This window comes from Janthinobacterium sp. (genome assembly GCF_009923995.1).
Lineage (GTDB): Bacteria > Pseudomonadota > Gammaproteobacteria > Burkholderiales > Burkholderiaceae_D > Janthinobacterium.
The window spans coordinates 124,666-136,635 of sequence record NZ_RFSK01000001.1 but is presented as its reverse complement, the minus strand read 5'-3'; the positions used below and the strand labels follow the sequence as shown (position 1 = coordinate 136,635).

Sequence of the window (11,970 nt, the reverse complement as noted above, 5' to 3'; positions counted from 1 at the left end):
CGCGGACGCCGGAAATGAAAAACGCCGCCTGATGGGCATCAGGCGGCGTTACCAGCACTCACTGTTTTTGACGAACGTCACAACGGATCATCCAATCGTAGCGGGCGGAAGCGAATTGTGGCCGAGAAGCGCAACCGTATTGAAGTACGGTGAGCATCGCAGGCTGCAAGTCGCGACAAGCGAGACTGGATGAGCCGTCACTAGTCGTCCATCTTGACGCAGTCGACGAAGTAACCGCGCTTGCCGTCGACTTCGCGTTTGACCAGGCCATGCACGTCCGTCTCGAAGCCGGGGAAGCGCTCGTTGAAGTCGCGCGCGAAGCGCAGGTAGTCGACGATGGTCTTGTTGAAGCGCTCGCCCGGGATCAGCAGCGGGATGCCCGGCGGATATGGCGTCAGCAGGATGGACGTGATGCGGCCTTCCAGGTCGTCGATGGCCACGCGCTCGATTTCGCGGTGCGCCATCTTGGCGAAGGCGTCCGACGGCTTCATGGCGGGGATCATGTCCGACAGGTACATTTCCGTCGTCAGACGCGCCACGTCGTAGGCCTTGTAGAAATCGTGGATCTGCTGGCACAGGTCGCGCAAGCCCATTTTTTCGTAGCGCGGGTTGGCGGCCGCGAATTCCGGCAGGATGCGCCACATCGGCTGGTTCTTGTCGTAATCGTCCTTGAACTGCTGCAACGCCGTCAACAGGGTATTCCAGCGGCCCTTGGTGATGCCGATGGTAAACATGATGAAGAAGGAGTACAGGCCGCATTTTTCAATGATGACGCCGTGCTCGGCCAGGTATTTGGTGACGATGGACGCGGGGATGCCCGTCTCGCCGAACTGGCCGTCCAGCGACAGGCCCGGGTTGACGATGGTCGCCTTGATCGGGTCGAGCATGTTGAAGCCGGGAGCGAGGTCGCCGAAACCGTGCCAGTCGTCCTCGGCGCGTATCATCCAGTCTTCCTGCTGGCCCATGCCTTCGTCGTTGAAGTTGTCCGGACCCCACACCTGGAACCACCAGTCCTGGCCCCATTCCTGGTCGATTTTCTTCATGGCGCGACGGAAATCGAGCGCTTCCATGATCGATTCTTCCACCAGGGCCGTGCCGCCCGGCGCTTCCATCATGGCCGCAGCCACGTCCAGCGAGGCGATGATGGAGTACTGCGGCGAGGTCGAGGTGTGCATCAGGTAAGCCTCGTTGAAGGCGTCCTGGTCCAGCTTGACCGTGTCCGATTCGCGCACGAGGATTTGCGAGGCCTGCGACAGGCCGGCCAGCAATTTGTGCGTGGACTGGGTCGAGAAGATCATCGATTCCTTGGCGCGCGGACGGTCCTTGCCGATGGCGTGCATATTCTTGTAGAAATCGTGGAAGGTGGCATGCGGCAGCCACGCTTCGTCGAAGTGCAGGGTGTCGATCTTGCCGTCCAGCATTTCGCGCAGGGTTTCCACGTTGTAGATCACGCCATCGTAGGTCGATTGCGTGATGGTCAGAATGCGCGGCTTCTTGTTCTTCGCTTCGCGGGCGAACGGATTGGCCTCGATCTTGCGGGCGATGCTTTCCGGCGTGAACTCATGCAGGGGGATGGGACCGATGATGCCCAGGTGATTGCGCGTCGGCATCAGGAACACGGGAATGGCGCCGCACATGATGATCGAGTGCAAGATCGACTTGTGGCAGTTGCGGTCGACGACGACGATGTCGCCGGGCGCCACGGTCGAGTGCCACACCATCTTGTTCGAAGTCGACGTGCCGTTCGTGACAAAATAGCAATGATCCGCATTGAAGATGCGCGCCGCATTGCGTTCGGACGCGGCCACGGGACCGGTATGGTCGAGCAGCTGGCCCAGTTCTTCCACGGCGTTGCAGACGTCGGCGCGCAGCATGTTTTCACCGAAGAACTGGTGGAACATCTGGCCGATCGGCGACTTCAGGAAGGCCACGCCGCCCGAGTGGCCGGGGCAGTGCCAGGAATAGGAGCCGTCGTTGGCGTAGTGCACCAGCGCGCGGAAAAACGGCGGCGACAGGCCGTCCAGGTAGGATTTCGCTTCGCGGATGATGTGGCGCGCGACGAATTCCGGCGTATCTTCGAACATGTGGATGAAACCATGCAGTTCGCGCAGGATATCGTTGGGGATGTGGCGCGAGGTGCGCGTTTCGCCGTACAGATAGATGGGGATGTCCGCGTTCTTGTAGCGGATTTCCTCGACGAAGGCGCGCAGGGACTTGAGCGCGTGGTCCGTTTCCTCGATGGAACCGGCGCCGAATTCCTCGTCATCGATCGACAGCACGAAGGCCGACGCGCGCGATTGTTGCTGGGCAAATTGCGACAAATCGCCGTAGCTGGTCACGCCCAGCACTTCCATGCCTTCTTTTTCCATTGCGGCGGCAAGGGCGCGAATGCCCAGGCCGGACGTATTTTCAGAACGGAAATCCTCGTCAATGATGACGATAGGGAAACGAAATTTCATGCATGTCTCCAAAAAAGCAAGCCGCCCCTGACGTAATGGAGGGGCGGACTAGGGCGCGCCAGCCTGGCAATCTTGGTGCCCGGCAGTCGCAGAAAAAAAATAAGAACGGGATTCTCGCAGAAATGCGGCGTCTGCGGGAAAAAAATATCACAGCAAAGCGCCAGCAGCGTGCGCTAGCGTGACGCAACGGTGTGACAGGGGTATTACAGCAAGCGGCGGGAGACAAATATGCACCTTGATAGCCACCTTTATTGCCACCTTATCAGGCTTTGCGTTGCAGCGTCACAAAGGCGTACGGCAGGCCGGATTGTTCCGAGACATGGGCTTCGCGGGCGGTTTCCTGCCACACGGCATGGTCCACGGCAGGGAAAAAGGCGTCGCAGTCGAAGGTCTGGCCGATTTCCGTGATGACCAGGCGCTGCACCAGGTCCAGCGACTGCCTGTAGATCTCGGCGCCGCCGATCACGTAGCCTTGCGCGCCAGCCAGCAGGGCGACGGCTTCTTCCAGCGACGACACGGCTTCCACGCCGTCGTGGCGCCAGTCCGGATTGCGCGTGATGACGATGTTGCGGCGGTTCGGCAGGGGCCGGCCGATGGAATCGAAGGTCTTGCGGCCCATGAGGATGGGGTGGCCCGTCGTCAGGCGCTTGAAGTGGGCCAGGTCTTCCGGCAGCTTCCATGGCAGGGTGTTGTCGATGCCGATGCCGCCTTGCTGGTCGGTGGCGACGATGATGGTCAGTTGGGTCATGTGGATGTGCAAAAAAGTTGCCAAATAAAAATATTATCAAGTTGCAATGGGCTGGCTGCGCCCGATGCGCATCATTATCGTTGAAATTGCGCTGCCGCTCCAATTGTGCGCCCGTGCGCGAGGAAGGCGAGCATGGCCTCGGCCAGCACGGCGGGCGCTTCCAGCGGCACCATGTGGCCGCAGTCATCGCCGATCATGTGCAGGGTGGCTTGCGGCAGGCACGCCGCCATGGCCCGTAGATCGTCTGGATGGACGAGCTTGTCGTTCTCGGCGCCGACGATCAGCACGGGGCAAGCGAGTTCCGGCAGACGCGCCATCAGGTCCGGGCGGTCGATGGTGGTGATGAACTGGGACAGCAGCACTTCCTTGCCCAGGTCCAGGCCCATCTGCTGGATCAGGCCCGTGATGGCACCATCGTCCAGGTGGGACGGGTGCAGCAGTTCGCGCAGGCGCTGGCGCGTGATGCCCGCATAGGCATTGCGCTCCAGCATGGCGACGATGCGCTGGCGGGCGGCGATTTCCTCCGGCTGCAAGCCCCTGGCCGAATTGGCGACCAGGGTCAGTGACTTGACGCGCCGCGGGTGGGCCAGCGCATGTTCGAGCGCCAGGTAGGCGCCCAGCGAAAAGCCCACCAGGTGGGAGGCCTCGGCGCTGTGGCTGGCGATCAGGGCCTGCATCTGCGCGCGCGTGCGGGCCTCGTGCAGGGGCACGTGCCGCACGTCGATGTTGTCGCCCAGCAATGGCGTCAGGCGCGACCACATGCGCGCATCGCACAGGGTGCCGGGGATGCAGTCCACGCGCGTGCGGGCTTGCGGTGTCGGGATTGGGCTGTTCACGTCGGTCTTGGGGCGGGGAAAGAGCGGCATTATCGGTCATTTTGCCCGACTGGGCGGGCAGGCCCGGGCGTCATGGCAGTTTTTTCAATAGTGCGAGGCTGGCAAGGCCCCGGCATTATGGTAGGCTCATGGCTCGACCGGCCAGCGCGCCGGCCGCGCACGTTCTACACCGAATGCAACCCACTAATGAAAAGGAAATACCATGGCGATCAGTCTGCAAAAAGGCGGCAATGTCAACCTGAGCAAGGAAGCTCCCGGCTTGAAGAAAATCGTGATTGGCCTGGGCTGGGACCCGCGCGCCACCGATGGCGCCGCCTTTGACCTGGACGGCAGCGCCTTCCTGCTGAAAACGGACGGCAAGGCCCGTTCCGACGCGGATTTCATTTTCTACAATAACCTGAAGTCGGCCGACGGTTCCATCGTCCACGCGGGCGACAACACCACGGGCGGCGGCGACGGCGACGACGAGAAAATCGCCATCGACCTGGCCAACGTGCCGGCCGACATCGACAAGATCGCCGTGGCCGTCACCATCCACGATGCGGAAGCGCGCAAGCAGAACTTCGGCATGGTGGGCAAGGCCTATATCCGCTGCCTGAACGGCGATAACGGCGCGGAAATCGCCCGCTACGACCTGTCGGAAGACGGTTCGACGGAAGCGGCCATGATCTTCGGCGAAGTCTACCGCGCCGGCAGCGAATGGAAGTTCAAGGCCATCGGGCAGGGTTTCAAGGGCGGCTTGGGACCGCTGGCACGTTCTTTCGGCATCAACGCCTAAGAACTCCGGAAAACGGCCCATGGCGGCGTTGCGTCACGTCGCCGTACTATTCGTACTGTCTTCGGTGACGCGCCTTGCCCTGAACCGTTGTCCGCAGCTCTTTCAGCTTTGTCTAGAACCCGGAACGGCAGTCCATGGCGGCGTTGCTCCGCCATCGAGCGCCTGGTCGTCACGGCCGCCGTCGATGGCGCGGCCACCATGGCGCAGCTGGGCAGCGGCCACCTGCGCCTGCTCGATGGCGGGCGCGAACTGGCCCGCTTCGCCTTTGCCGGGTCTGATTTTGCGCAGGAAAAAGCCGTCATGCTGTTTGAACTCTACCGCAAGGACGGCGGCTGGCGCTGCATGGCCGTGGGCCAGGGGTTCAACGGCGGCCTCGATGCGCTGGTCGCGTATTTCGGCGGCGAGGTGGCGCAGCCGGCCGCCGAGCCTGCACCGGCGCCGAAGATTTCCCTGTCGAAAATCTCGCTGACCAAGGCGGGCCAGACGCACCAGGTCTCGCTGGAAAAGGGCGCGGGCGCGCCGAAGAAACTCACCGTCAAGGCCACCTGGGTGGACAACGGCGATGGCGACGACGATAACGACGATCTGGACTTGCGCGTCGGCATCCTCCTGCCGAATGGCCAGGTGCGCTTCATCCAGGCGCCCGATACGCCCGGCAGCTTCGACAGCATGCCCTTCGTGCGCCACCTGGGCGACGTGGCGGGCGCGTCGGGCAAGGAGCCGGCCACGGAAACGGTGGAAGTCAATCCGGCGCTGGCGCGGCATTACGGCGGCACGGTGGGCCTCGTCTTCAGCGTGTACTCGGCGCTGGCCAACGGCGCCGTGTCGGTGGCGTCCATGCGGCCGAAAATGGTCATGCAGTATGGCGAGCAGGTCGTCGAGTGCGATTTCGACTTCCGCCTGTCCAAGGCGGCCGACGATGACACGGTCTACACCTATGTGATCGGCATGGCCCGCATCACGCCGGACAGCATCATCCTGGAACCGTCCGGCAAGACGTCCGAGCCCGGCAGCGAGGCGACGCCCTGGCTGAGCTGGCAGGGCGAGCACCTGCAGCTGGCCTTCAACGGCCCCGTCGTCTTCAAGGGCGAGGACAAGGAAGACGAGGACGACTTCAATGCGGACAATCCGCGTCGTTATATTGCATAGGAGATACTGATGGAAACCTTGACCAAGGGACAGCGCCTGCCGCTGGCCCATCTCGTTCCCGATGGCGTGCTGGAACTGGGCGTCGCCGCGCAGGGACTGGCGCTCGACGTGGCCTGTTTCGGCCTCGACGCGGCCGGCAAGCTGGCCGACGAACGCTACATGACCTTCTTCAACCAGCCGCGCACGCCGTGCGGCGGCGTGGAAGCGCGCCCCGGCGGTAGCGGCGACCTTGCCGCCTTTGCCCTGCAGCTGGGGCGCTTGCCGTCCGGCATAGACCGCCTCGTCGTGACGGCGTCCATCGACGGCGGCGGCGTGATGTCGCAGCTGCAAGCGGGCCACGTGCGCCTGCAGGCGGGCGGGCGCGAGCTGGCCCGCTTCGCCTTCGCGGGCAGTGATTTCGCCCAGGAAAAAGCCGTCATGCTGCTTGAACTGTACCGCAAGGACGGCGGCTGGCGCTGCATGGCCGTGGGCCAGGGTTTCAACGGGGGCCTGGACGCGCTGGTGCGCCACTTCGGCGGCGAAGTCGAGCCGGCCGCGCCTGCGGCGGCGGCATCGGCCGTCATGCAGGCGAAGATCAACCTGGAAAAGCGGGTGGAACGGGAAGCGCCGCAGCTGGTCAGCCTCGTCAAGCAGGCGGGCGTGTCCTTGCAAAAAGTGGGCTTGTCCGACCATCGTGCCAAGGTGTGTTTGTGCCTGGACATTTCCGGTTCCATGGGCCGGCTATATAAGGAAGGGCTGGTGCAGCGCTTCGCCGAACGCATCCTGGCCCTGGGCTGCAAGTTCGACGACGATGGCGAGATCGACGTCTTTTTGTTCGGCAAGAACGTCCACCATCCGGCGCCCATGGCCTTGAGCAACTGCAATACCTACGTGGGCCAGGCCATACAGCGTCATCCGCTGGAAGGCGACACGCGCTATGGCGCCGCCATGCAGGCCATCCGCGCCTTTTATTTTCCCGATGCCCGTGGCGGCGAGCGCACGCGGCCCGTCGCCGCCGAGCTGCCCGTCTACGTCATGTTCGTGACCGATGGCGGCACGAGCGACCAGGCGACGACGGAAAAGCAGCTGCGCTGGGCCAGCAATGAACCCATCTTCTGGCAATTCATGGGTATCGGCAAGGGACGCAAATCGAAGAGCAAGTTCCTCGCCGCCTTTGCCGATTCCGACTTCCCCTTCCTGGAAAAGCTGGATGAGCTGGGCGGGCGCCTGGTCGACAATGCGAATTACTTTTCCGTCGGTTCGCCCGACGAGCACAGCGATGCGGAACTGTATGACTTGCTGATGACGGAATATCCGGGCTGGCTGAAACTGGCGCGGGGCCATGGCTTGCTGAAGTAGCATTTTATCGAGCCGCATTTCCAGCCTCGCCCGTCCCGGATGAGGCTGGAATGCCACAAGCGCAAGAGATTTGTAAATTGAAGTAAATAACAATGGTTCGCATTTGCTTTGCTCATTGCAGTCGTGGCATGCTTTCGGTGTGCCCTCACGCCGCGGCGTAGCGCCTCATCCGTAGCGTCCCGATTACTTTCTTGGTCCCATGCATAAAATCCTTTTCCATTGTCTGGCGGGCGGCAGCCTGCTCGTTGCCGGCGCCGCCCAGGCGCAAACCACCACCACCGGCGATGCCGTCGTCAAGCCCGCCGCACCAGCACCGGCACCGGCCAAGGCGCCCGCCGTCGATGCGCCCGCGACCGTCAGCGTGACGGCCGAACGTCCCACGGGGCGCATCGACCGGCAGGTCTACGACGTCAAGTCCGACGTCGGCAGCACGAACGGCACGGCGGCCGATGCCTTGAACAACGTGCCGTCCGTGGCCGTCGATCCCGATGGCAGCGTCTCGCTGCGCGGCAGCAGCAATGTGCAGATCTTGATCGATGGCAAGCCATCGGCCATGCTGCAGGGCGACTCGCGCGGCGCCACCCTGAATGCCATGGCGGCCGACGACATCGAATCCGTGGAAGTGATCAACAATCCCGGCGCCCAGTTCGGCAACGAGGCCGGCGGCGGCCCCATCCTGAACCTGGTGATGCGGCGCAACCGCAAGCCGGGCGGCTTTGGCACCGTGAATGCGAATGCGGGCATCGCCGGGCGCTACAACAGTTCCATCTCCGGCAGCTACAACGAAGGTCCCTGGGGCTACCAGGGCGGCATCAATGTGCGCCACGACGGCCGCAATTCCGTGGGCGAAGTCAGCCGCGAACGCCTGGACCGCGGCACGGGGGCGTTTGCCCCCAGCAGCCAGCAATCGACCAGCAATGGCTTGAACGACTCGCTGGGCTTGAACGGCACCGTCAATTACAACCTGAACGCCAGCGACACCCTGGCCGCCAGCGCGTCGTTTAACGGCCGCAGCAATGACCAGCGTTCGCTGGACCGCTACCTCAATGGCGACAGCCTGGGCAACACCATCGGCGACTACACGCGCAGCACCGTGCGCAATGGCGACAGCCGTAATTACAGCTGGGGCGGGCGCTACGACCACAAGGGTGAATTGCCGGGCGAAACCCTGAAGATCGACCTGCGCGTGTCCTCGTCCACCAATGAAAGCGACAGCGACTACGCGAATGCCTACGCGGTGGCGCCCGTCAACGCCTTCGACAGCCGCGCGCGCCAGCACAGCGAGACGGGCAACCGCATCGTCGACTTCAGCGGCGACTACGAGCGTCCCCTGGCGGGCGGCACGGCCAAGCTGGGCTACAAGGTGGCGGATAACAAGAGCAGCTTCGACACCCTGTACACGGACATCAACCCGGCCAGCCTGGCGGAGACCGTCAACCCCATGCGCAGCAACCGTTTCGAGATGGACGAGCGCACCATCGCCCTGTACGGCTCCTACCAGATGCGGCTGAACGAGCGCTGGGGGGCGCTGGCCGGCCTGCGCGCCGAGTACACGGACCTGAACGTGCGCCAGATCACCAGCGGCAGCGAGGCCAGCAATAATTACATCAACTACATTCCCAGCCTGTTCGCCACGTACAAGGTCAGCGACGAGAGCAATCTGCGCTTCAGCTATGCGCACCGCATCCGCCGTCCGAACGCGGGCGACCTGAACCCCTACGTGGTGTACCGCGACGAGTTCAATGTGTCGGCCGGCAATCCCAAGCTGAAACCCACGCAGACGGATTCGTACGAGATCGGCTATGAAACCCGGCTGTTTGGCCTGGAGAGCAGCTTGCGCGCCTACCACCGGCGCGACACGGATGCCATCGTCGATTACCGTTACTTCATCAGCGACAATGTGCTGCTGACGACGCGCCAGAACGGCGAAGGCAGCCATTCGAGCGGCCTGGAGTTCAGCGTCAGCGGCAAGCTGACGCCATCCCTGACCCTGAACACGAGCGGCAACCTGGCGCGCAGCCAGCAGACCAGCTCGGACGACCTGGGCAATCTCAGCACGCGCACGGCGAACGCCCTGAGCGGCCGCGCGCGCCTGAACTACCAGTTCGACACGAGCAACCAGCTGCAGCTGGCCCTGCAAATGCAGGGCAAGATGCTGTCGGGACAGGGCTACCGCTCGCCCAACAATACCTTGAACCTGAGCTGGCGCCACACGGTGACGCCGCAGTTGAGCCTGGTCATGAATGTGACGGATGTGTTCAGCACCAACAAGATGGAAACCGTCATCAACAGCGCCTCGCTGCGCGAGACGAGCACGCGCCGCTTCGACGGGCGCATGCTGTACGTGGGTTTGTCGTACCGCCTGGGCGGCGCCGCGACGGCGGCGAAAGAGGGCGAGCGCGAGCCGCGCTTCGGCCCGCCCGGTGGCCGCGGTCCCGGTGGTCCGGGCGGCCCCGGCGGTCCAGGCCCTGGCGGGGAAGGGTGATGCCCGCCTGACGTTGCGGCGTCAGGCGGCGGCGATCTCCTGGAGGAAGGCGACAAAACTGTCCGCATGGCGCGCGAACTGCCAGGCGCCGGCGCCATGCGCGGCCGTGTAGACGGGCGCGTCGCCATCGGCGATGGCGTGCAAGTCCAGGCAATACGGATCGGCGCCCGCGTCGGCGATCACCAGATAGCCTTCCGGCCAGCCGCCGATGCTTTCCTGCGTGACGGGATTCCACGCATAGCCGTGCTGCGCCTTGATCAGTTCGGCGGCGCCATACAGGTGCAGGCCCTGAAAATAGTCCGCATGCGCGATGTGCACGCGCAGGGGCGAGTAGCAGGCGAGGAAGCGTTGATATTGTTCCGGCAAGGTCCAGCGCGCATTGATCTGCGTCATGTCCGCCGCGCTGGCGATGGCCAGCCAGTTCGACGGCTGCGCCAGGTCCTGCTCGCGCCGGCGCCGGGTCGCCAGTTTCCTGTCCAGCCGCGCGGCCGCTTTTTCCAGGGGCGTGCGCGGCGCCGCCAGCGAGGCATGCGTGGCAGGCGGCGCAAACCCGTGGCCATCCGGGCAGCCGTCCGCCTGCCACGCCAGCACCTCGTCCACGCGCAGCTGCTCCGGCTTCCAGTGGCCGGGATCGACCATCAAGCCCCGGTCGAAGGGCTGGCCGCTGAAGACGGCCAGGCTCTTGATGGCCTTGGCGCGCGCGCTGCGCTCGGCATCTTCCCTGGCGGCGAGCGCCACCAGCGGGCCATACGCGGCCTTGCCCATGCTCTTGAGCATGCCGTCGACGGCCCAGTAGCTGAGATCGGGCACTTCCAGGCAGGCCGTGAAGAAGTCGCCGCACTCGCCCGGCTCGGCCAGCGCGATGATGTCCGTCATGAGGAAGTTGCGCCAATGCAGCAGCTGGCCATCCCTGGCGTAGCCGATGAGGATGTCGAGCACGGCGCACCGCGCGTCCACCCCATGCTTGTTGATCAGCCGGTCTTTCAGGCGCGCGAACTTGTTGCCATCCGTTTCGTCAAACAGCTTGCGGTGCAGGGCGGCAAGGGGAGTGACCGCCATCAGACGGCCATCGCCGCCTTGATGGGCGCATGGTGTTTATAGCCTTCCAGCGAGAAGTCGGACGGTTCGATCTTTTCCAGCCATTCCGGTTCGTACTTGCCTGTCGTGGCGTAATCGGGCACGCGGTCGGAAATGACGAAACGCGGTGCCGGGAACGGCGTGCGCTTGAGCTGCTCTTCCACCATGTCGAGGTGGTTTTCATAGATGTGCGCGTCGCCGATGAAATACGTGAACCAGCGCGGCGTGTAGCCCGTCAGGCGCGCCACCAGGTGCAGCAGGGCCGCCCCTTCGGCGATGTTGAAGGGCGTGCCCAGGCCGATGTCGTTGCTGCGCACATACAGGCACAGCGAGATTTCGCGCGTGCTGGCGTTGGGGATGAACTGGTACAGCAAATGGCAGGCGGGCAGGGCGACGGCGTCCAGCACGGCGGGGTTCCAGCCGTGGAACAGGATGCGGCGGCTGCCCGGATTCGTCATGATGGTGTCCAGGCATTCGCGCAGCTGGTCGACGGCCTTGTACAGCAGCACTTTCTGCACGCCGTCTTCGACGATGGGGGCGATCAGCGTGAAACCGTTCGCTTGCGCGTCGGCGATCTGCGCGGGCTTGGCCGCGTCGAGCAGCTTGTATGCGGGCCATTGGCGCCATTGCACGCCGTAGACGGGACCGAGGTCATCCTCGCCTTCGCGGTAGGGGTTGGCCAGCCATTGCGCGTTTTCATTCGCGTTCTGGTCCCACACCTTGCAGCCCAGGGCGCGGAACTCGGCCGCGTTGCGCGAGGCGCGCAGGAAGGCGCACAATTCGCCGATCACGGATTTGAAAGCCAGCTTCTTGGTCGTCACGGCAGGGAAATTGCCATTGGCCAAGTCGAAACGCATCATGGCACCGGGTACGCTCAGGGTGCGGATGCCCGTGCGGTTGTCTTGCCAGCTGCCAGTTTCGAGGACGGTCTTGATCAAATCTTGATATTGCTGCATGTAACACTCTCCAACGGTAAGGATGGTGATTGTAACGCAGGCGCGACAGGCGGGATGCGGGGCGCGTACATAATTACGCGGCTGTCTTACCTGCAATCATGACTCTGTGGTAATTTGTGTGTCCCTAAGGAAATACAGAAATGG

General features: G+C 63.6%; 9 protein-coding genes. 4 read left to right on the top strand and 5 right to left on the bottom strand.

All coding sequences use genetic code 11. From position 1 onward, the window contains the following. Positions 1–200: 200 nt before the first annotated feature. The 3 genes from EBS11_RS00665 to EBS11_RS00655 form a co-directional block, all read right to left on the bottom strand. The gene (locus EBS11_RS00665) at positions 201–2,459 is read right to left on the bottom strand and encodes an arginine/lysine/ornithine decarboxylase (protein ID WP_290599755.1); all 2,259 of its coding nucleotides are present in this window, start codon (positions 2,457–2,459) and stop codon (positions 201–203) included. Between the two features lie 262 nt (positions 2,460–2,721). Next, a complete protein-coding gene (locus EBS11_RS00660) occupies positions 2,722–3,207 on the bottom strand; it encodes a dihydrofolate reductase (RefSeq protein ID WP_290599754.1) in 486 nt (161 codons plus the stop codon). Between the two features lie 74 nt (positions 3,208–3,281). Further along, positions 3,282–4,043: an alpha/beta hydrolase gene (locus tag EBS11_RS00655; RefSeq protein WP_290599753.1), complete on the bottom strand. Its 762-nt coding sequence runs from the start codon at positions 4,041–4,043 to the stop codon at positions 3,282–3,284. Positions 4,044–4,245: 202 nt separating this feature from the next. Here EBS11_RS00655 and EBS11_RS00650 point away from each other — a divergent pair, with 202 nt between their 5' ends. The 4 genes from EBS11_RS00650 (at position 4,246) to EBS11_RS00635 (ending at position 9,793) form a co-directional block, all read left to right on the top strand. Then, positions 4,246–4,821 carry a TerD family protein gene (locus tag EBS11_RS00650; protein ID WP_290599752.1) on the top strand — a complete coding sequence of 192 codons (576 nt, stop codon included), beginning with the start codon at positions 4,246–4,248 and terminating at the stop codon, positions 4,819–4,821. 108 nt (positions 4,822–4,929) lie between these two features. After that, a complete protein-coding gene (locus EBS11_RS00645) occupies positions 4,930–5,970 on the top strand; it encodes a TerD family protein (protein ID WP_290599751.1) in 1,041 nt (346 codons plus the stop codon). Between the two features lie 9 nt (positions 5,971–5,979). After that, positions 5,980–7,308, top strand: a complete 1,329-nt coding sequence (locus EBS11_RS00640; protein WP_290599750.1) for a VWA domain-containing protein — start codon at positions 5,980–5,982, stop codon at positions 7,306–7,308. Positions 7,309–7,507: 199 nt separating this feature from the next. Next, the gene (locus EBS11_RS00635) at positions 7,508–9,793 is read left to right on the top strand and encodes an outer membrane beta-barrel family protein (RefSeq protein WP_290599749.1); all 2,286 of its coding nucleotides are present in this window, start codon (positions 7,508–7,510) and stop codon (positions 9,791–9,793) included. A gap of 21 nt (positions 9,794–9,814) precedes the next feature. Here the strand turns inward: EBS11_RS00635 and EBS11_RS00630 are convergent, their stop codons facing one another. Continuing rightward, positions 9,815–10,852 carry an SMI1/KNR4 family protein gene (locus EBS11_RS00630; RefSeq protein WP_290599748.1) on the bottom strand — a complete coding sequence of 346 codons (1,038 nt, stop codon included), beginning with the start codon at positions 10,850–10,852 and terminating at the stop codon, positions 9,815–9,817. After that, positions 10,852–11,826, bottom strand: a complete 975-nt coding sequence (locus EBS11_RS00625; protein ID WP_290599747.1) for a thymidylate synthase — start codon at positions 11,824–11,826, stop codon at positions 10,852–10,854. Before EBS11_RS00625 ends, EBS11_RS00630 begins: the two co-directional genes overlap by 1 nt. Positions 11,827–11,970: the final 144 nt, after the last annotated feature.

What these genes read in the sequence shown, in the direction of transcription:
- EBS11_RS00665 (WP_290599755.1), bottom strand. Translation starts at nt 2,459, where the DNA reads ATGAAATTTCGTTTCCCTATCGTCATCATTGACGAGGATTTCCGTTCT.
- EBS11_RS00660 (WP_290599754.1), bottom strand. Translation starts at nt 3,207, where the DNA reads ATGACCCAACTGACCATCATCGTCGCCACCGACCAGCAAGGCGGCATC.
- EBS11_RS00650 (WP_290599752.1), top strand. Translation starts at nt 4,246, where the DNA reads ATGGCGATCAGTCTGCAAAAAGGCGGCAATGTCAACCTGAGCAAGGAA.
- EBS11_RS00640 (WP_290599750.1), top strand. Translation starts at nt 5,980, where the DNA reads ATGGAAACCTTGACCAAGGGACAGCGCCTGCCGCTGGCCCATCTCGTT.
- EBS11_RS00635 (WP_290599749.1), top strand. Translation starts at nt 7,508, where the DNA reads ATGCATAAAATCCTTTTCCATTGTCTGGCGGGCGGCAGCCTGCTCGTT.
- EBS11_RS00630 (WP_290599748.1), bottom strand. Translation starts at nt 10,852, where the DNA reads ATGGCGGTCACTCCCCTTGCCGCCCTGCACCGCAAGCTGTTTGACGAA.
- EBS11_RS00625 (WP_290599747.1), bottom strand. Translation starts at nt 11,826, where the DNA reads ATGCAGCAATATCAAGATTTGATCAAGACCGTCCTCGAAACTGGCAGC.